This is a genomic window from Mesorhizobium sp. M4B.F.Ca.ET.017.02.2.1 (genome assembly GCF_003998955.1).
Lineage (GTDB): Bacteria > Pseudomonadota > Alphaproteobacteria > Rhizobiales > Rhizobiaceae > Mesorhizobium > Mesorhizobium abyssinicae.
The window spans coordinates 1-19,495 of sequence record NZ_RZOF01000083.1 but is presented as its reverse complement, the minus strand read 5'-3'; the positions used below and the strand labels follow the sequence as shown (position 1 = coordinate 19,495).

Below are 19,495 nucleotides of genomic sequence, written 5' to 3'. Positions count from 1 at the left end.
GCTTCAGGACTTGAACCGTGAGCGGCCCATCAAGCTTGGCGTCCGCCTGGAGATGTCTCACCTTGCCGACAAGCCCGCAGAATGTGCGGGGGTCTTCGGTTGCAAGCTTGACGAGATAGTCGACGCCGCCGGCCTTCTCAAAAGCCTCTGTCACGGCTTCCTTGATGGAGGCCGTGACCTTGTTGGGCGTGCCGGCGACCCTGCCGCCTGTCTTCCGTCCCTTCATCTAGTTTTCTCTACTGTAGACGCGTCGCTTTCTCGCATCCTGATTAGGACAAGGCGCTTTGAAACTCCTAGACGCTTGGCGATTTCGCGCGGCCGATAGCCGTCGTCGAGCAACCGCCTGATCTCTCGACGGCGCTTTTCGGCCATCTGGATCTTCCGGTGCCGAAAGGGTCGGTCGGCGCGCGGGTCCTTGAGGCGTTTTGCCCGGGCGATGCACTCGACCACGGTGCTGATGGATATATCCAACTCCTCGGCAATGGTCGAATAGCTGGCCATGCCTTCCCACAAATCGAGAATGCGATTCCTCGTCCTGGCAACTCGCGGGTGTGTCTTGCCTCCGCGCTTGTTGAAGGACGAGAACTGATAGAACCTAAGCGGCTGCTGTTGTGTCATCTCTACCTCTGTCTTCGGGACTGCCCTAATCCCGGGATCCTCTTCTCCAGACACACTTCGCCCGTCAGGAGCGAAGCGTGACGCGCTACCGTGCCGATCGGGACGGGGTACGCGCACATCTGGATAGGTGATTGTCTCGGGGGAGAGACGCGGACCGGGGTTACCCTCTCGGCCCTACACCTGCCTCGACTGGCAGCGGCACCTCTCAAAGACCATCCAGACGATCAGGGAGAGGCTGCACCTCGTTTCCGGGTGCGTCCTGTGTGGGTAGTGGTGCCTCTGCGATCGGAGCCGGTCTCGTATCCCGGATTGTCTCCGCCCGGCGCGGCCGGGGCTCGGTGCAGAATATGTTGTCGCTGTTGTCCGGCGCGACGAACGGCTTTACCAGACCGCTCCCGGATGCAGGCTCAGGCGATGACGCCGCTGCCAGCATGGCCTTGGCACCTTGCGGCCGATCGACTTCTTACATGGTCGCCTCCCGCAGGAAGTTGGACACCATGCGCTGCATCGGGAAGATGCCTTCCCGAAGATGCACGTCGTTCAGATCGTCACCGAGCTTCGGCGGCATAAGGAAGGGGATGTTGGCCTGGCGAGCGAAATACTCGCCGGTGCCGAGCCCGCCGTATTGCGTCAGCGGCTTGTCATTGTCGGTGAGGATGGCGCGGCGCCCCTTGGTCGACCGCGCGACCGCCAAGACATTGTAGGCCGAGAAGCAGCACAGGATGCAGTCGTTCCGGTGCAGCGCCTTGACCACCGCCCGCAGCGAAAGTGCTGTTGCGTAGCCCTCGCAGAGCCACGTGAAGGCACCGGCCGAAACACGATGGCAGGCGCGTTCCATCTCGCCCCCGGCCAGGAACTTCTTCGTTCCGTCTTCCCAGATCAGTTGCAGGCTCGACACGTTGGAGCCGATGCGAGCCGGGATCAGGATCGCCCGCTCGCCGCCGTTGTCCGGCAGGAGGTAGGAGCTGTATTCGCCGCCGATCGCCTTGACTGTGTCGGCCGCGATGACCAGCGCACGCTCGTGCGGGAAGCCCTTGTTGCTCAGGTAGGGATGTTGCGATGGCGAGGCCTTCGCCATCATCGCCTGTGCCTTGCTGGCCGCCTCTTTGGCACGCTGAAGCTTGTTCTTGTTGGCCGCCTCGATGTCGCGCGCGATCTTGCGGCGCTCGACGGGGGAAACATCATCCTTAAGCCAGACGGTCACTTTTTCGCCGGTCTGCCAGTTCCAAGCGGTGACGTTCAATTCGTTGACGATCACGCGCCCGTCACCCTTGCCGGACTTGCCCGCCAGCGTGTCGGTCTTCAGCCACTGACCGAAGCGCGTCAACGCCTTGGGCGGGAGGATGCCGGCCTGATCGCAGGCGTTGCTGATGGCTTGGTCGATGGTCGTCATGCAGCCCTCCGCTGCGAACCTTTGCGGAAGCGCTTCACCTCACGCTCGACCAGTTGCCACTCATCGACCTGCACCTTTGTCGGTTCGCAGGCCGTCTCGTAGAGCCCGTAGGGAAGCTTGCTACCGGGATAGATGCCGCGCCAGATGCCATAGGCCCATTTGCGCGAGGCCTCGTCGCCCTTCCTGCCGTTTGAGAGGCAGTAGGCCAGGGCGGTGTTCCATATCGCGCGTGGATCATCGAGGCATTTGGCTCGCAGGCCCTTGCGCGGTTCAAAGGCGTTCCTGATCGAGAAGTCGACGTCGATCAGCTCGCCTTCAACCACCTGGATCTCGCCGTACTTCGGCCGGCGCCAACCACACGACAGGCAGGTGTCGTGGTGCGGTTCCATCTGTAGACAGCACTCGCCGCAGAAATATTTCTGCTTCACACGCTCGACCGGTTCGCGCGCTTCGCTGTCCTTTTTCTGAGCGCTCGACAGACTGTCCACCCCATGCTCGAACAGCCAGGCGGTATCTTCAGCGAAGGTGACGCAGTTGCCGGAGTGATCCAGCCACAGGCCGAACTCCTTGCCGTCTGCGATGCGCATCACGCGCCCCAGCTCCTGAACGTGCGAGCTGAAGGACTTCCGGTAGGGTCGACAGGAGATGCCGCATTTTACGTCCGGCACGTCGAAGCCCTTCGTCAGTACCGCGCACGACACCAGGCCGTGAATGGCGCTGTCCGGCTTGCGGAACTCTTCGATCTTTTCGCGCCTCTCGTTGTCGGACGCGTCGAGATAGCTGATCTGCTGGAAGTTGAAGCCAGCCGCGGCGAATTGGCGGCAAAGCTCTTCGCCGTGCGCAACCGACGGCGAGAAAACGATGGTCTTCACCGGCCGGCCGAAATGCTTCTGCGTCTGTTGAACCCAGGTGTGGATGACGTCGCCGATGATCGTGATGCCGCGCTGGCCAGCGTCGGTGTCGTCGTATTCTCCTGTGAACGCCTTCTTCGCGCCCTTCATGTCCGGCGTGACGCAGGCCTTGATCTTGAGCGGCGTCAGCCATCCGTCGGCCAGAAGCTGGTTCGTCGTCGCGCCGTTGACCAGCGCGTCCCAATGCTCGGCCATGCCGTCGGTGAAAGGTGTTGCGGTGAGGCCGACGACGATCGCGTCTTTCGCGCGCTCGATCAGCTGCAGTGTGGTCTGGTATTCGCAGTGCGCTTCATCAACGATGATGAGCTTCGGCAGATCGTCGTCGGAATATTTGCGGCGGCCGACAGTCTGGGCCGAGGCAACTTGCACCGGCTTTGCCGCGTCGGTCAGCCAGTGGTTGGCCTGGATGATGCCATGATCAATGCCATACTTCGCGAAGCGCTCGCTGGTCTGGTCGATCAGGGTAACGCGGTCGACGATGAACCAGGCTCTAGATTTCTTGGCCTGGTTCTTGGTCACCAGGTCGATTGCGGTCTCCGTCTTTCCGAACGCCGTCGGCGCCACCAGGATGATGCGCCGGGCGCCTTCGCGGATACGCTGACGCAACAGCTCTTCTGTCCGGACTTGATGCGGACGGAGCTCGATCTGCTGGTGCATCGGAAGAAGCGCGTTCATGCGCCCCTCGGTGCTTCGTCGATCATCCTGCCGCAGGTCGTCAGGAACCATGACCATTCCATTGCGTCGGCGGTCGCCGGTTTTGTCTTCGTCAGGTAGCGTGCGAACTGTTCCGCCCATTCGCGAGGCGCGCCGCCGTCGACCTCAATGATCGCCGCGCGCTCTTCGAACTCGACGTTCTCATCAGACCGCAGATATTCGGCGATAGCCTTCCTGTGCTTCGCGACGTAGGCGCCGGCCGCCGGAGGCAGCTTCTGCCGATTGACGATGCGCAGGGAATTGCCGTCCAGCACGATGTTCGCGCCGAACGACCTTACCCGGTCGACGAGATCGGCCACGTCAGTCAAGCCGGATCACCTCGTCAGACTGCTGATCGATCGGGATGACGACGTCGCTGGACCAGCCGAGATCGGTAGCGCGCTTCTGCCAGGACTTGGCGCGCTTCATCCAGCCAGCTTTGTCTTCGCTTTCCTGGATCAGCCGGGCATTGAGGGAGCGAATCTCTTCGTCCTTGCCGGCAATGACCGCGTCGAACCCACCTTTCTGGTATTGGACCCACATGTCGCCGAACTTGGCGTTTTCCGCCTTCAGGTCGGCGTTTTCGGCCTCGACGATGCGAACATGCTCTTCTAGTTCACCCACCCGCTCGCCAGCATCGGCAGCCGCGCTTGAACCGCTGGCCCTTACCTGGGCAACCGCTTCATCTCGGGCAGCAGCATGTTGCTTGACGGCGTCGGGGAGACCCGCGCGGGTTTCGTCGCGCTGGCGATCGTTCTCCGCCTGTTGCGCCTGCTTTTCGGATCCGGCTGCCCCACTTTTGGTATCGCCGGCATTGGCTTTGCCGATGCGGGAAGTATCCATTGAGGACACGTTGCCGTGTCGGTCTCTGTAGGTGCGCTCACTGGGAGAATTCCTACCTAGATCCTCTCGCACGTCTTTTACGAGATGGTTGGAGACGTAGCACTTTCTGGCGATTTCCCAATCTGACCAAGACGACCAGTCTGGATCATTCAACAGGGTTTCGACCGCCCTGCGTTTGTCAGCTCGGGTGCGTTTCAGACCGTGGGTTGCGTTGGCCCCGACAGAAAACAGGATCGCATCGCGGCGCGTCCCCTGTTTGATTTCGGCGGCGATCTTCTTCTTGCCGGCCATCACGTGGGCCTCGTACCTGTGGAAGCCGTCGGCCAGCCAATTGGCCTCGCCATCGTTGAAGATGACGACTGGCGGGAAGGAAACACCGTCCGCAATGTCTTCGGAATATTCGAACGCCACCGACTTATCGATGACGGCTCGCGATTGCGTGCCACCATCGGTCCGGATGCTGGCGAGTTCGATAAGCGGGAAATCCTTCTTCTTGATCATGCTGCACTTTCGCAGCGCAGCGGCGACATGTTCGGCCCGCGCTCGGATTCAGTGAAGAGATAATGGAACCTGGCAAACGCCTTTCCCGACGCAGCCGCATCGGCGGGGGCTTTAGTCTCGGCGGCTCGAGTAGCCAGTTTGCGCCGCTCGTCGAAAGCGCGTTCCTGCTCGGTGGTGAGGTCATTGGCCATTCGAGACACCCATGTCCCGTGAGGCCTTGGCCTTTTCGATTACGGCAGAGATTTCCGACTTCGGCCAGCGGCTAAGAGCGCCGATCTTAACCGGCGGCGGTACGGTGCGGTCAGCGACGCGTCGCCAGAATGTAGGGACGCTAACCTGCAAGAAAGCTGCGCTTTCCTTCGCGGTCAGCAATGGATCAGTGAGATGCATTTATCAGCCCTTCTGCCGCGACTCCGTGCGGGATGGGATGATGTTCACTGATCCGGGCTGGTTTAGTCCAATAAATGCGAGCCGATAAATGGGCCTTTCGAGCCGGAAATAGCTGCTAATTTGCAGCGTATTTTCCGGCATCAATTTCCGGCACGCGAGGCTGATGCTTCAGCGGCCTAATGTAGTCCTGAGCGGTGGTGCGGCCAATATCGACTTTGTATGCCTTCTTCACGAAGGACATGACGTCCTGTACCAGCGACTCCTGCTTCACGGGCGTCTCATCGGCTGCAATCCTGTCGTAAAATAGATTTCGAACGACATCCCGGATAGGCAAGCCGCCCTTTGGGGGGCGGCCTCTGGGTCGCGTCGCCAAGGATGTCTGCTCTGTCTTGGTGTCCTCGATCGCCATTACAACTTCTCCGAAGGCTCGCGCCTCGAACGTGAATGACGGGCAAGTTGGCTGGGGGAAAACAGATAGCAGATCGGCTGTTTTTACCTGCGCCAGCCTGTATTTTTTTGCGATCGTTTTAAAAGTACTTTTTCGCCAATCGAAATTGCGTAGAGACCATACGTTCGCCGGAATGGTCTCAAAGGCTCCCACCTCCTCTATGGGGCGATACTGCGCGGTTTCGTCTTGCTCCCAGTCTACGAAATCGACCCAGCCCTCGGCCTTCAATGTGCCTTCGGTTAGCGCCTGGAATATTACCGCATGGGCGCGATCGACAATCGGCACCATTGCTTCTTCAACTCCCTCCGCCCACTCCAATTCTGCTATTTCACGCTGTCGTTCCGCCAAATAGACGTCGAGCTCCCGCTGAAGTTGCTCCTTCTCTTCGGCCGACAGTCTTTCTGAAAATTTGAAGTCCCGTGCCCAATTTTTCTCGAAATCAGCTTTCGCCTCGGCTGATGTGCTTGACACCCCTTCCCTCGCAGATTGGTATCTGGCCCAGTCTACTTCGACTCCGGCCATTGCAAATTCCAGCGCAGAGTAGCCAACAGCGTCGTAACTTTCGGGCTCCCCGGATTCGAGGAACGCTTCCGGGATACCCCTAGCATCCCCCTTGTCTTCATAGTGAAACCACTCAGGAGCACGCCCGAACACAACCCAAAAGGCAGCTTCTTGGATATAGCACGTGTCCGGCATTTCGTATTGCTTGAACAAAAGCATTGTCTCTATCCTACCAATTTAACGATCTAAGCTTGGCTTCCGAGAACATGTGTCGCCCAACGTTCCATAAGAATGCGTCGCTGCTCTAAGAAGTCCGTCCGCCGATAGGCGCGCTCGACAGCGCCGCCCACGAGATGGCCGAGAACCGTTTCTGCAATCTCATGGGGGGTGTCGGTGGATTCGGCGATCCAGTCGCGCAGGCTTGATCGGAAGCCGTGCGGCCTCGCCTCCATGCCGCCACGCTCCATAAGGCGGCTCATCGTCATGTCGGAGATCACGCCCTTCTTGACGCTCGGGAAAAGGTAACCGCCGCGAGCATGGCGCTTCGCGTCAGCGACGACCTTCAGCGCTACGGTCGAGAGCGGAACCCGGAAGTCGGCTGTCTTGTCGACGCGGCCCTTCATCGCTTCTGCCGGGATCGTCCAGACGTCGCCGTCTATCTGCCTTTCATGGATGAAGCGAACCGGTGCCGAGCGAGCGCCAGTTAGGATCAAAAAGCGCAGCGCAAGGTGCGTGACAGACCCGTCGTTGATTGACGCGTAGAACGCTGGGACTTCCTGCCACGGCAGCGCCGGAATGTTTTGCGACTTGTGGCGCTGCCTGCCGAGCAAGGCGCGCGCCTTTGCCGTGACCTGCAGGTCAACCTCGATTCCGAGCGCGGCAGCGTGCTTTATGCAGATAGAAAGCCTGTTGAGCCCTTTCCTGGCCGTGTCGGCTTTCGTGTGCCAGATAGGGCTGAGTACATCGCGAATTTCCTGCTGAGACAGATCGGAGACAGGGACTTTCCCAAGCTTGGGAAGGATGTGCTGCTCCAGAGGTGTGAACCACCGGCCAGCCTTCCCCTCGCCCTTAAGCTCAGCCTTGCGTGCCTCGAAGGCGTCGTCGGCGATGTCCTTCAGCAGATGCAGATTCCGGGCTGCTTCCCGCTTGAGGCGATCGCGCTCCTTGATGGGGTCGACGCCGGTCCGCAACGTGCCTCGCCAACGTTCAGCACTATCGCGTGCTTCCTTCAGCGATACCTCGATCCACGAGCCTAGGCCCATCTCTCGGCGCCGGCCGTGGATGGTGTATCTAAGCACCCATTGCCCGCCGCCATCTTCCCTCTTGTGAAACCACAGACCGCCGCCATCGGCATGCTTGCCGGTTCTCGCAGACTTCACAGAGACAGCGCTAAGTCGGTTGAGCCCACGCCCCATTCAATCCACCCGCCTATCCACCTTTTGGCCCGAGATGAGCCAATACAGGATGATAGATTATGAGTTCGAACGAAACAAGAACCCACAGCAAATTCAAGGGGATTGGGATGGGCTGAGACGGCTTGAAACGCAATGATATTGGTTTGATATGCCGTCCGGGGGCACCAGCTGTCTGATCAACTTCCAGTCTGATGCCGCAGATCAAGAGGGGTAACGGGCGCGTTCGGGAGTGCCGCGTTCCGGCATCTCGCCGCTGTTTCCATAGCTTTGAAGGAGGCGATGAAATTACCCACACGGTTACCCCGTGGGGTGGCCACATTGGAATCTCGCACTCCGCTTTCCTCGCTCACGTTGCAGCGCCTGTCTGAATGCTTGCTGCTCTCCATCAGTCGGCAGCTTGCAGTGCGGCCTCTTGGCGAATTGTCGAACCCTGACTCCCGATGGCCCACTGATAGGAATTGCGCCGTGAGCGGGTGCTCTCAGCGTGATGGAGTGGGAAAATGTCTGTATGTGAAACTGAACATTGGGTCCTCGACTGTGGTTCAGGCGGGTGTGCGCTTTGGGAGGGGGAGGCTGGCGAGGTCCTGTTCTGGAAATGCTACCCCACCGTCGTGTCGGCGAGCCAAGTGGTCTCCGCGCGGAGGAAATCTCCTGGTGCTGAGCGGCTTGTTCTGGATCCTTCGCAAAAGATGACACTGTGCTACTCGGACCTAGATAAGTCGCAGATCGCCGAGGCCTTTAGGGAGTTGACCGGCCGCTCGGTCGTCGCATCGCAGACCGGAGACGCCGGCGTTCGGACGTTGTGCCAGACCGGCACCTTCAATGAACTGCTTCAGGCAAGCGGGCTGGTTCTTCAGAAGTAAGCACGCCTCGGAAGACGCAAAACGGCCGTCCCACGGTTGCAGTGGCTCATTGGGGGCGGTTCGTTGCGAATTTCGCGGCTAGTGTTGTTCGGTTTTGCTGCTTACCTAAGGCCTTCCGGCTCGACTACGCGCGCGACGTTCCTCTACGAAGCACTCGCGACTTGGCGAGGTGCGCTTGTCCTGGTGAATGTGTTGCTTACCCTGACCGATCTGTAGACATAGGCGGCCCAAATCCCGGTAAAGACGAACGAAGCCAGGGGCGTTGCCAGCGCATCTCCGGCAAGTACCTGGTTGACCGGGACAGCAAGCACAGTTGAAATCCACGCCGTATCCAAAATGAAAGCGGCAGGAATCGCAAACCACTGGACTAGAAACAATTGCGGGAAGCGGTGGCTTCGCCGCAGCATCGAAACGAGCACAACCAGCTGAAGCGCCAGAAATGCGAGATTGAGAGCAACCTCGCCATAAACCGCCAGGGGTCCGTTTGGCAGAGTCATGAGTTGTTGGAAGCCTTCGGCCGAATTGCCCAGGCCGGCGAGTGTGCGCAGTGGTGCCAGTGCCTGACCTATCGCCAGCAGCATCAACCAGCCTCCAAACCCCACCAGGTCCGCCGGGCTCTGTGAAGGTTTTCTTGCAGACTGGACAGCGAAGAAGACAGGCACGCCGATCAGCAGCAGCACTATCGCCCAATGCCAAATGGAAGACTGCATTTCATACCCCCCCTGATGCACCAATAAAGTGTATCAGTTTTCAATCACATCTCAAGGGGGAAGTTCTCTGAGCCGCTCGCCGAGCGGCATTTCGCCATTCAACCAATTCCGGTGTTGCCCTCCGCACGATGGCCATTTGTGCGAGCAGCTTCGGTAGCCGTCGAACTTGATGTCATGCGACAAGTCGCCGTCCGTTGGCGGATCATCGAACCGCTCCAGTCCCGTCTCAATGAACGTCAGCCGCTCACTGGCGTTAGGCTCGCTACTCCTGACCGCGCTTCAAGCCAGGCAAGGCGATCCGCTTCCAGGTATTTTAGCAAAGTTGTATAAGTGCGTTTGTAAGCCCAGGGCGTTGGCCATAAAGATGTTCTGACGACCTGCACGTGACCCAAGGCCTGCCGCGCGGATGATTTGGGTGATTTATGTCCTACGAAGGTTACCACGAGTGGAAAGGATGGGACAAAGATCAATTCGGCAGATACGACAAAGGAGAGGATCTTTTTTATGACCTTGAGGTGGCGACGCTGCTTCCGAGCCCTAGCGAAAGCGTGTCGTCGATCTTTGAAATTGGATTCGGCAATGGGTCGTTTCTCGGCTGGGCACGCGAGAAACAATATGACGTATTTGGATCAGAGCTTCAGCCAGAGCTGATTGGCCGCGCCCTGGATATGGGCTTCATAGTGAAAGATGGCATTGAAAATATGCCGGCGAGTTCGTTAAGCGCTGTGGTGGCATTCGATGTTTTCGAGCATATCCATTACTCAGAGCTACTGAAAACATGTAAATTTGCCTTCTTTGCTCTGAAACCGGGTGGCTATTTGATAGCCAGGTTCCCTAACGGCGATAGTCCATTCTCCCTTCCGATCCAGAATGCAGACGTAACGCATGTGCATGCCCTCGGTTCTGGCATCATACGTGAATTGATGCGTTCGGCTGGCTTTGTGATCGAAGAGCTTCGCGCGCCTAAGGAATCTCCCGTAACGTTGAAATCCAAGATCGCGCTTCCGATTAAGAAGGTAATGCGTTCGCTGTTCGCATACTATGTGCGGTTTGCGTATTTAGGCGGCGCTACCCCATCAACGTTCGCGCTGAACTATCTTCTGGTGGCTCGAAAACCGCACAAGGTATGAATTGCTCCGCACGATCCCGAAATCACAGATTCCAGAGAGTCTCTCGTGGAAGAGATCGATTCCAACAGCAGCGCCAACCTTAGGATCGTGATCAATTCGCCGCCTCCCCGGTTTTTGTCGCTGAGACGATCGCCGCCACCAAAATCCGGTTCTGCCGTCGTATCGCCGCGCGCAGCTCCGGTATCCTCGCCTCCTCGCGCTTCACGAACTCGATGAACATCATGTTCATGTTGTTGAAGATCAGTTCGCCCAACGCCGCCCCGTCGATGTCGGCGCGCACCAGGCCGATCTCCTGCAGGCGGGCTATCAGCGCGCGGATCTGCTCGGTCAATTCCCGGTCCAGCCCGGTGTAGGCCTGGCCGAACGGGCTGTCGGGCTGTTGCGTCGAGATCGCCATCGCCTGCCGCCACATCTCCTTGCTCAGATAATGCAGCGAATGCTCGATGTAGATGCCGAGCAGCGTGTCCAGCGCATCGCCGACATTGGCCGGCGGGCTGGCGACCACGCCTCGCCCTGCATTGAGCACCTCGTTGACCTCCATCGAGACGATGGCGCCGAGTATGTCACCCTTGTTCTGGTAGTAATTGTAGATCGTGCCGATCGACACCTCGGCTTGGGCGGCGATCGTTTCGATTTTGGCGCCCTCATAGCCCGCCTCGCGGAAAAGTGCTGCCGCCGCCTCGATGATGCGCCGGTGCCGGTCCGCCTTCTGCCTTGCTCGCAATCCGCTCATATCGCTTCCTTGCCACAAAAACAGAATTGACTCAATTTTAGAATTGGTTCAATTTTTCCTTAACAAGCCAGCAAGGCAGGGAGAACACTCGAATGTCACTGAAAACCACGAATCCGCTTTCCGCCCTGAAGTCGCAGCTTGCTGCCGCATGCGCGGCCACGGCGCTGCTGTTCGCGGCGGGCGCCGCTCAGGCCGCCGACCTCAACGCGCTGATCTGGTGCGACCATGCCGATCCGGCACTGCTCGACCCCTTCGAGACGGCCAACAACGTCAAGGTCAACGTCAAGGAATTCGAAGGCACCGGCGCGGGGCTCGCCATCGTCGAGCAGTCGCAGCCGGGCGACTGGGACGTGATGGTGATCGATTCCATCGATGTGCCGCGCGGCGTCGAGAAAGGCCTGTTCGAGCCGCTGCCGGAAGACAAGCTGCCCCTCGCCGACCTCTTCCCCGAGGTGAAGATGGACGGCTCTACGGTCGTCGGCGGCAAGCGCTACGGCATCACCGAAAAATTCGGCTACAACACCATCGGCTTCAACAAGACCAAGGTCGACCCGGCCGACATGCAGTCGCTGGCGGCACTCACCAGCGACAAGTACAAGGGCAAGGTCGCCATTTACGATTATTATCTTCCGGTCATCGGCATGGCGGCTCTGGCCATCGGCAAGAAGACGGCGGATCTCACCGAGGCCGACCTTCCCGCCATCAAGGCCGAGCTGCTCAAGATGAAGGCCAACGCCAAGCTGGTTGGCGAGGTCACCGCCAGCCAGACCGCTTTGGCCACCGGCGAGGTCGACATCCTGGTCGGCGGCGGCGAATGGGTGACAGCCGGTCTCGCCAAGGAGAACCCGGCGCTGGACTTCTCCATCCCGAAGGAAGGAGCGGTGCTGTGGTCGCAGTCGCTTGCCATGTTCAAGGATTCCAAGAACAAGGACATGGCGCTGAAATTCATTGAGTACATCATGAGCCCGGAAGGCCAGGCGCGGCTTGCCACCTCCTCCTGCTACTGGGGCATGCCGGCCAACAGCAAGGCGGCGCTGAGCGACGAGCAGAAGAAGATCCTGCGCTTCGACGAGCAGCCGGGCTTCCTCGCCCGCGCCCAGGCTTATCCGGCGCCGAACCCCGATCTCGACAAGAAGATGCAGGACGTCTGGACCGAAATGCTGCAGGCGCAGTAGGCGGCCGATGAGCGTTGCGGGAAACAGGTCGCGCGCCCTGCCCCGGGCGGGCCGTGCCCTGCCCTGGGCGCTGGTCACGCCGGCGCTCGGCTGGACGCTGGCGTTCTTCGTGCTGCCCTTCATCGCCATGGGTCTTTCCAGCCTCACGGCGCATGAAGGCGGCGGCTTCACTTTAGCCAACTACAGCCAGTTCTTTACCGACCCGTCCTATTGGCGGGCGATGGTGAACTCGCTGGAGGTGACGGCGATCGTCACCGTCATCTCGATCCTGCTCGCCTATCCCTTCGCCTGGATCCTCGCCGAACAGGTGCCGGAACGCTGGCAGCGGCTGGCGCTGATGCTGGCCGTGCTGCCGTTCTGGACCTCCTATGTCGTGCGCTCCTATTCGTGGCTGCTGGTGCTGGCACAGAACGGCGTCATCAACCGGACGCTCATAGGCCTGGGCCTCATTGCCGAGCCGCTGCAGCTTGCCAACACGCGTTTCGCCACCGTCACCGGCTTCGTGCACTTCTTCGTCATGCTGTTGACGCTCACCATCTTTGCCAACCTCAAGCAGCTCAGCCCTAGCTATCGCAAGGCGGCCGCCGACCTCGGCGCCGGGCCAGTGCGCACCTTCCTGCATGTCGTGCTGCCGCTGACCTTGCCCGGCATCATGGTCGGCGCCTTCCTCACCTTCGTGCTCTGCATCGGCGACTACATCACGCCGCAGATCCTCGGCGGCAACAATGAGCTGGTCATGCCGCAGCTCGTCATGATGCAGATCGGAAGGCGTGGCGATTTCCCCCTCGCCTCGGCGCTGTCGATCATCCTGATGGCGGTCGTAACCGTCGCCTACCTCGCCTGCGCCCGCTGGCTGAAGATCGAGCGGGCCTGACCATGCGCGCAATCGTCCGCACCGCTGCCTGGCTCTACGCGATCGCCATCTACGGCTTCATCTTCCTGCCGGTGATCGTGCTGGTGCTGTTTTCGCTGCAGGCGACGTCCTTCCCGATCCCGCCCTTCACCGGACCGTCGCTGCGCTGGTATCAGGCGGTGCTTTCCGACACGCGGCTGACTTCGGCGCTGGTCAATTCGCTGCTGGTGGCGATCCTCTCCTCGGCTGCCTCCGTCACGCTCGGCTTCCTCTCGGCCTGGGGCTTTGCGCGCTTCACGCTGCCCGGCTCGGCCCTGCTGCGCGGGCTGATCACGCTGCCGCTCACGGTCAGCTACCTCATCATCGGCATGGGGCTTCTGGTGCTGTTCAACTGGGCCGGAGTGCCGAAATCGCTGCTCGCCGCCGGCATCGGTCATGTCGTGATCAACCTGCCGCTCTGCTTTGCCGTCATCTACAGCCAGATGGGCGACCACCAGATCAACATCGAGCGAGCCGCGCGCGACCTCGGCGCGCCGGAATGGAAGTTGCTTTTGCTGATCACGGTGCCGGTGATGGCGCCGGCGATCTTTGCCGGCTTCTTCCTGTCGATGACCTTCTCCTGGGACGAGTTCGTCATCTCCTTCCTGCTCACCCGTTTCGACACCACGCTGCCGGTGGAGATCTGGAACCTGCTGCGCTCCGGCCTCAATCCCAAGACCAATGCCGTCGGCTCGCTGGTCTTCGCCGTCTCCATCGTCCTGGTGGTGTTTTTCGAGCTGACGCTGCTGCGGAGAAAGCCGGCATGAGCGCATCCCTGGTCGACATCCGCAACGTCTCGCATCGCTTCGGCCAGCAAGCGGTGTTGAAGAACGTTTCGCTGACCATCGAGCCCGGCAGCTACACCATCCTGCTTGGGCCGTCCGGCTCCGGCAAGACGACGTTGCTCTCCATCCTCGGCGGCTTCGTCACGCCCAGCGAAGGCAAGGTGTTCATTCGCGGCGAGGACTGCACGTCCGTGCCGCCGGCCAAGCGCCCGACGACGACGGTGTTCCAGGACTATGCGCTGTTTCCGCACATGAGCGTCGGCAGCAACGTTGGCTTTGGCCTGCGCATGCAGGGCGTCGACGGCGCAACGCGCACCGCGAAGGCGCGCGAGGCGCTGGCGCTGGTCGGGCTGGCCGCCGCCTTCGACAAGAAGCCGCATCAGCTCTCCGGCGGCCAGCGGCAGCGCGTAGCGCTTGCCCGCGCCTTGGTCATCGAGCCGGCCGTGCTTTTGCTCGACGAGCCGCTCGGCGCGCTCGATTTGAAGCTGCGTCGGCAGATGCAGGACGAATTGAAGGCGATCCAGAAGCGGGTCGGCACCGCCTTCGTCCATGTCACCCACGACCAGGAAGAGGCGATGGCGCTGGCCGGCCATTGCGTGGTGATGAATGACGGCCGCATCGAGGATGAAGGCGCGCCCGAGCTAGTCTATGCGCGACCGGCGACGCGCTTTTCCGCCACCTTCATGGGCGAAAGCACGATCCTTTCCGGAACCGTGACGGAGGCGAAGGACGGGTCAGTTACTATCGCGACGCCGGCCGGCGCGATTTCGCTGCCCGGCAGCGCGGCGGCAGGTGCGAAAGTCGCCCTTGCCGTTAGGCCGGAGCATCTTGTCCTCGGCGAAGCGGAAGGACACGTGTCGCTCGGCGCCGCCAAGGTGAGCGACGTCGTCTTCCAGGGCAGCTTCAAACGCGTGCTCGCCACCTCGGCTTTCGATCCCGCCCTGCAGTTCATCGCCAAGGCGCCCGCCTCGGCGACCGTCAGGCCCGGCGACACGGTGGCGGTTTCATGCAAGGCTGCCGACATCATCCTGCTGGCGAACTGAGCGGCGAGCATGCTTCCGGTCATCGAGGCCCCGGACTGGTACGAAACCATTCGCATGGGCGACGGCGTGACGCTGATCCACGAGCCGTGGATAAAGCCGTTCTACCGCTGCAACATCTGGCACGTGCGCGGCCGCGACCGCGATCTGCTCTTCGATACCGGCCTCGGTCATTTCAGCCTTCGGCGCCACGTGCCTCTGGTCACCGAACGCAAGCTCGTCTGCGTCGCCAGCCACACCCATTTCGATCACATCGGCTGCCACCACGAATTCCCCGACCGCTGCGTGCATTCCGCCGAGGCGGCGATCCTCGCCGACCCGCGCAACGAATGGACCGTTGCCGACCGCTATGCCACCGACGCGATGTTCGATTGCCAGCCGCAAGATTGGGACACGGCGCGCTACAAGATCCTGCCGGCGCCCGCGGGTCGCTTGCTGGAGGGCGGCGATGTCGTCGATCTCGGCGACCGTGCCTTCGAGGTCATCCACACGCCCGGCCATTCGCCGGGCGGCATCGCGCTCTTCGAGAAGAAGACCGGCATCCTGCTGTCGGGCGACATCATCTATGACGGGCCGCTGATCGACGACGTCTACCATTCGCTGGTCGACGACTATGTCGCGACGCTGCTTTCCGTGCGCGGCCTCGACGTCTCGGTCGTCCATGGCGGCCATTTCCCGAGCTTCGGCAAGGTGCGCTACCGCCAGCTCATCGACGAGTATCTGGCGCAAAAGCGGCAGGCGGGCTGCCATCTGCGGCAGCCCGCCTGAGCGAGCATTAGCGCATCAAGTCAAAGTGCCGGGGAAAAGCCTGATGCAGCAAGAGCAGCATGGTCTTGCGCAGCACATTGGTGTCGCGGCCGGAGGGGTTCAGGTGATCCCAGTACCATGCGCCGTGCACCAGATAGTTCAGGCTCTCCGACAGGGTGTTTATGTCGACGCCGGCATAGCCGCCGCTGCGCGAGATCTCGATCAGCAATTCGCGCGCTTCGGCGGTGTAGGCAAGGTCGCTCGGCAAGCCGATTTCATTGTAGATCTGCATGCTCTTGCGGTCGCTGGAGAACACGACGAAGACCGAAACCCATTTCGGATGCTGGCGGGCGAAGCGTTGCGCGCAGTCGACGGCGCCCAGCAGCCTGTCGACCGGCGACAGGCCGGGCGCCCGCACCAGGGTGGCCCACAGCTCATCATATCGATCGCTGAGATATTGCAGGACGGCCCGGAACAAGTTCTCCTTGCTGCGGAAATGAAAAACGACGAGCGCGTTGGACGAGCCGACCTGCTCGGCGATGCGCTGCATGGTGACGCTCGCCAGCCCTTCCTCGGCGATGAGGTCGATCGTGGCATCGATGATGCGCTGGACGCTCGCCTCGCCGCGCTCGCGCCGACGGTCCTTGGGTGGCGCGGCATCATTCGCCGACCCCCTGCCCTCAGCCATCGTGGGCCGCTTTCCGGCAGTTGCGGTTGCCTTGCGCTGCGCCATTTTCATCGGCCTTTTCTAACCTGCGGCGGAACCTCCGGTCCCACCGCCATTTTGCGACATCGGGCGTCCGCCCACCAGAACCCACGCAAGAGAGCCCGGGATCGCTCAAAGCGAAGGGCGGGTCGCGGCACTGCCATACCATTGGCCCCGGGCCGTCTCATAAGCCATCGCCGCGCGAAATACATCGGCGTCGCGATAGGTGCGACCGACGATCTGGATGCCTGTCGGCACGCCGCTCGCCGCCCTCCCCGACGGCATGGAAAGGACCGGACAGCGGCTCATCATGTTGAACGGGGTCGTCATCACCCAGCCGAGCGACGGGTTCACCTGCTTTCCGTTGATCTCGACAGTGTCCGTGGTCTGATCGAACTCGGCCGACACCGCGGGAAGTGCGTTCGTCGGGCAGATCAGCACATCGTATTTTTCGAGCAACGGACCCAGTGTCTGATACATCCGGGCCGCCACTTCCAGGGTTCCGACAAAGTCCGTGGCCTTCGATTTGCGCCCATCCTCGGCGAACCGCCGCGCATAGCTGGTCATGTCCTCGCCATGCTCCTCGAGCAGTTGCGACAGCGAGGCGCCGAAGAGATGCTCCAGATAGGTCATGCCGGCCTTGAGCACCTCATCGCCCCAGCCCAGGTCGACTTCCTCGACCGTGGCGCCGAGCGAGCGGAAGACATCGCATGCGGCAAGCGTGTTCCTGCGCACATCGGCATCCACTTCGAAGGAACCGAGGTCCATCGAGAAGGCGATCTTCCAGCCCTTGATCGGCTTGTAGTCGAGCGGCAGGCGCAGCTTCGGGCGCAGCGTGGCGATATCCAGCGGGCTCGGTCCAGCCATGACGTTTTGCAGCAGGATCGCGTCCTTGACGTTTCGCGCCAGCGGTCCGGTGTGGCAATAGAAGTCCAGGTTGAAAGGCGGCTCGTCGGGATTGCGGCCGTAAGGCGGCTTGAAGCCGACAAGGCCGCACGCCGATGCCGGGATGCGGATCGATCCGGCGATGTCCGAACCGGTCGCTATCGACGACGTGCCCGAGGTCAGCGTCGCAGCCGCCCCCCCGGACGAACCGCCCGGCGTGAAATCCGGATTCCACGGGTTGCGGGTGACCCCCCATCGCCTCGACCAGGTGTAGCCGGCGCAGCTGAATTCGGGCGTCGCCGTGCGCGCATGCACGATGCCGCCGGCCTTGATGATGCGCTCGTTCATCGTCGAGGTATGGCCGCATACGGCATCCCTGGTCAGCAGCGAGCCATGCGATGTCGGCTTGCCCTTGATGTAGCTCTCGTCCTTGATGCCGATCGGCAGGCCCTCGAGAGCCCCGGTCCTTGCGCCCCTGGCGTATTTCGCCTCTGCCTTCCTGGCCAGACCGATGGCCTCCTCGAAATGCGTGAAGGTGAAGCAGTTGATCGTCTCCTTCGTGGCCTCGGCGCGGTCGATGACGGCCCGCATCAGTTCCACCGGCGAGAGCTTCTTTGCCTTGAACAGCCGCAGCGCCTCGCTGGCCGGCATGTAGCAGAGATCGAGATCGGTCATGGGCAGTCTCCTGCGGTCGGCGGAACCGCGCTTGGTGCGAAGGGACACACCGGACCGCGCGTCGCGGTCCGGCGACTGTGGCCGGACAGACTTCGGCGCGGCTATTTCTGGAGATCGGTCCAGATCCTCGTATAGAGCGCCTGCACGTCCGGCGGGCAGGTCGGCATGAACTTGCCCTTGGCGGCGAATTCAGCCGGAACCTCGACCTCCGGCGCACCCTTCATCTCGTCGGGCATGAACGGCTCGGATCCCTTGATGCCGTTCGCGTAGTGCGCGAACGCCGAGATCATCGCCGCGTTCTGCGGATCCATGATGAAGTTCTGGAACAGCTTGGCGTTCTCGACATTCTTTGCGTCCTTGAGAACCGCGACATTGTCCATCCAGATCGGATAGCCTTCCTTCGGATAGCCATAGACGATCTTGTCGTTCTCCATCCGCTCGCGCAGCGATATGCCGTTCCAGTTCACGCCGGCCGCGATATCGCCCCTGCCGAGGCCGTCGACGGCCGCATAGTCGAACGAAAGCCATTTCGCCTTGGCCTCGACCAGCTTGTCGCGCACCTTCTTCAGCACCTGCTTGTCGTCGGTGCAGTATTCGCCGCCGAAATAGGAGATGGCGAGGAACAGGATGTCGCCCATCTCCGGCACGACATTGATCTTGCCGACGAGCTCGGCGGGCGGATCGAGGAAAACGGCCGACGTGTTCGGGTCGCCGGAATAGACCGACTTGTTCACCGAGACGCCGGTCGTGCCCCATTGCCAGGGAACGGTGTATTTGCGGCCCGGATCGAACGGCACGTCGACCCATTTCGGATCGACGTTCTTGAAGTTCTCCATTTTGTTGGGATCGGTCTCCAGCAGCAGGCCTTCGCTGATCCAGACCGGCATGACACTGGCCGACGGCACGACGATGTCGTAGCCCGAAGCGCCCTGGCGCACCTTGGCCAGCGCCGTGTCGTTGGAGTCATAGTCGGTGACGGTGACCTTGACCTTGTAGGTCTCCTCGAACTTCTTGATGAGGTCGGGATTGGTGTAGTTGCCCCAATTGTAGATGTTGAGCTCGCCGTCGGCGCGGGCTGCGCCTGTCGCGGCCATCAGCGACAGCCCGGCGACAGTCGCGATCGATTTCCAGTTCATGCTGTTCTCCCATTGTTGGGACCGGCCGCAAAAGCGGCCTCGGGTCCGACGAAAATAGTTCCTCTCATGCGTGGCCATTCACCGGCGGAGCCGACTGGCCAACTCGATCTCAACGTAACTATGACTAAATATACAGTCAATATCTTTCAGCGGGTATTATCCCGGTTGGAAGCGCGACCCCTCGCAGGCGTAGGAAACCCGACCAATGCGCCGATGCGCCGGCAAACGTCTCATGGTATCGTCAACGACGAGGGCATTGATGGATTGGGGCAAGCCTCGGCGTGAACAGCCGCGGCTTGCAGGGT

Annotated in this window: 22 protein-coding genes; 7 read left to right on the top strand and 15 right to left on the bottom strand. The window is 61.1% G+C overall.

Annotation, left to right across the window (positions count from 1 at the left end; translation table 11 throughout):
• From EN738_RS13030 to EN738_RS12985, 10 genes are all read right to left on the bottom strand, one after another.
• The coding region (locus EN738_RS13030) for a hypothetical protein (protein WP_127284036.1) at positions 1-226 on the bottom strand (226 nt) is incomplete at its 3' end.
• Entirely contained in the window at positions 223-618 is a 396-nt protein-coding gene (locus tag EN738_RS13025; RefSeq protein WP_127284035.1) for a hypothetical protein, read from the bottom strand. The genes EN738_RS13030 and EN738_RS13025, both read right to left, overlap by 4 nt.
• 463 nt (positions 619-1,081) lie before the next feature.
• Positions 1,082-2,011, bottom strand: coding sequence for a hypothetical protein (locus EN738_RS13020; protein WP_127284034.1), 930 nt, complete (start codon positions 2,009-2,011; stop codon positions 1,082-1,084).
• The gene (locus EN738_RS13015; RefSeq protein WP_210214074.1) at positions 2,008-3,597 is read right to left on the bottom strand and encodes a DEAD/DEAH box helicase family protein; all 1,590 of its coding nucleotides are present in this window, start codon (positions 3,595-3,597) and stop codon (positions 2,008-2,010) included. Before EN738_RS13015 ends, EN738_RS13020 begins: the two co-directional genes overlap by 4 nt.
• Positions 3,594-3,935 (bottom strand): hypothetical protein, encoded by a 342-nt coding sequence (locus tag EN738_RS13010; RefSeq protein WP_127284033.1) that lies wholly within the window; start codon positions 3,933-3,935, stop codon positions 3,594-3,596. The genes EN738_RS13015 and EN738_RS13010 overlap by 4 nt, the downstream gene beginning before the upstream one ends.
• Before the next feature lies 1 nt (position 3,936).
• Complete coding sequence (locus EN738_RS13005) at positions 3,937-4,959, bottom strand: hypothetical protein (RefSeq protein ID WP_127284032.1); 1,023 nt, start codon at positions 4,957-4,959, stop codon at positions 3,937-3,939.
• Complete coding sequence (locus EN738_RS13000) at positions 4,956-5,150, bottom strand: hypothetical protein (RefSeq protein WP_127284031.1); 195 nt, start codon at positions 5,148-5,150, stop codon at positions 4,956-4,958. Before EN738_RS13000 ends, EN738_RS13005 begins: the two co-directional genes overlap by 4 nt.
• Positions 5,140-5,349 (bottom strand): DNA-binding protein, encoded by a 210-nt coding sequence (locus EN738_RS36275; RefSeq protein WP_127284030.1) that lies wholly within the window; start codon positions 5,347-5,349, stop codon positions 5,140-5,142. The genes EN738_RS13000 and EN738_RS36275 overlap by 11 nt, the downstream gene beginning before the upstream one ends.
• A gap of 115 nt (positions 5,350-5,464) precedes the next feature.
• Positions 5,465-6,517 carry a hypothetical protein gene (locus EN738_RS12990; RefSeq protein WP_127284029.1) on the bottom strand — a complete coding sequence of 351 codons (1,053 nt, stop codon included), beginning with the start codon at positions 6,515-6,517 and terminating at the stop codon, positions 5,465-5,467.
• Positions 6,518-6,543: 26 nt separating this feature from the next.
• Entirely contained in the window at positions 6,544-7,713 is a 1,170-nt protein-coding gene (locus EN738_RS12985) for a site-specific integrase (RefSeq protein ID WP_127284028.1), read from the bottom strand.
• 500 nt (positions 7,714-8,213) lie between these two features.
• Here EN738_RS12985 and EN738_RS12980 point away from each other — a divergent pair, with 500 nt between their 5' ends.
• Positions 8,214-8,576, top strand: a complete 363-nt coding sequence (locus tag EN738_RS12980) for a hypothetical protein (RefSeq protein ID WP_127284027.1) — start codon at positions 8,214-8,216, stop codon at positions 8,574-8,576.
• 143 nt (positions 8,577-8,719) lie between these two features.
• On the opposite strand, the gene EN738_RS12975 is transcribed toward EN738_RS12980, so the two are convergent.
• Positions 8,720-9,286 carry a DUF2569 family protein gene (locus EN738_RS12975; protein WP_127284026.1) on the bottom strand — a complete coding sequence of 189 codons (567 nt, stop codon included), beginning with the start codon at positions 9,284-9,286 and terminating at the stop codon, positions 8,720-8,722.
• A gap of 422 nt (positions 9,287-9,708) precedes the next feature.
• On the opposite strand from EN738_RS12975, the gene EN738_RS12970 reads away from it, so the two are divergent.
• Positions 9,709-10,416, top strand: a complete 708-nt coding sequence (locus EN738_RS12970) for a class I SAM-dependent methyltransferase (protein WP_127284025.1) — start codon at positions 9,709-9,711, stop codon at positions 10,414-10,416.
• Positions 10,417-10,507: 91 nt separating this feature from the next.
• Here EN738_RS12970 and EN738_RS12965 read toward each other — a convergent pair whose 3' ends face one another.
• The gene (locus tag EN738_RS12965; protein ID WP_127284024.1) at positions 10,508-11,149 is read right to left on the bottom strand and encodes a TetR/AcrR family transcriptional regulator; all 642 of its coding nucleotides are present in this window, start codon (positions 11,147-11,149) and stop codon (positions 10,508-10,510) included.
• Positions 11,150-11,241: 92 nt separating this feature from the next.
• On the opposite strand from EN738_RS12965, the gene EN738_RS12960 reads away from it, so the two are divergent.
• The 5 genes from EN738_RS12960 to EN738_RS12940 are packed head-to-tail and all read left to right on the top strand — an operon-like array spanning position 11,242 to position 15,809.
• Positions 11,242-12,324, top strand: a complete 1,083-nt coding sequence (locus tag EN738_RS12960) for a spermidine/putrescine ABC transporter substrate-binding protein (protein WP_127284023.1) — start codon at positions 11,242-11,244, stop codon at positions 12,322-12,324.
• A 7-nt stretch (positions 12,325-12,331) separates the two neighbouring features.
• Positions 12,332-13,198 carry an ABC transporter permease gene (locus tag EN738_RS12955; protein WP_127284022.1) on the top strand — a complete coding sequence of 289 codons (867 nt, stop codon included), beginning with the start codon at positions 12,332-12,334 and terminating at the stop codon, positions 13,196-13,198.
• A gap of 2 nt (positions 13,199-13,200) precedes the next feature.
• A complete protein-coding gene (locus EN738_RS12950; protein ID WP_127284021.1) occupies positions 13,201-13,983 on the top strand; it encodes an ABC transporter permease in 783 nt (260 codons plus the stop codon).
• Positions 13,980-15,044 carry an ABC transporter ATP-binding protein gene (locus tag EN738_RS12945; protein ID WP_127284020.1) on the top strand — a complete coding sequence of 355 codons (1,065 nt, stop codon included), beginning with the start codon at positions 13,980-13,982 and terminating at the stop codon, positions 15,042-15,044. The genes EN738_RS12950 and EN738_RS12945 overlap by 4 nt, the downstream gene beginning before the upstream one ends.
• A gap of 9 nt (positions 15,045-15,053) precedes the next feature.
• Complete coding sequence (locus tag EN738_RS12940; RefSeq protein WP_127284019.1) at positions 15,054-15,809, top strand: MBL fold metallo-hydrolase; 756 nt, start codon at positions 15,054-15,056, stop codon at positions 15,807-15,809.
• A gap of 7 nt (positions 15,810-15,816) precedes the next feature.
• Here EN738_RS12940 and EN738_RS12935 read toward each other — a convergent pair whose 3' ends face one another.
• From EN738_RS12935 to EN738_RS12925, 3 genes are all read right to left on the bottom strand, one after another.
• Positions 15,817-16,476, bottom strand: coding sequence for a TetR/AcrR family transcriptional regulator (locus EN738_RS12935; RefSeq protein ID WP_245478185.1), 660 nt, complete (start codon positions 16,474-16,476; stop codon positions 15,817-15,819).
• Positions 16,477-16,626: 150 nt separating this feature from the next.
• On the bottom strand, positions 16,627-18,054 hold the full coding sequence (locus tag EN738_RS12930; RefSeq protein ID WP_127284018.1) for an amidase: 1,428 nt from the start codon (positions 18,052-18,054) through the stop codon (positions 16,627-16,629).
• A gap of 101 nt (positions 18,055-18,155) precedes the next feature.
• Entirely contained in the window at positions 18,156-19,190 is a 1,035-nt protein-coding gene (locus EN738_RS12925) for an extracellular solute-binding protein (protein ID WP_127284017.1), read from the bottom strand.
• Between the last annotated feature and the right edge of the window lie 305 nt (positions 19,191-19,495).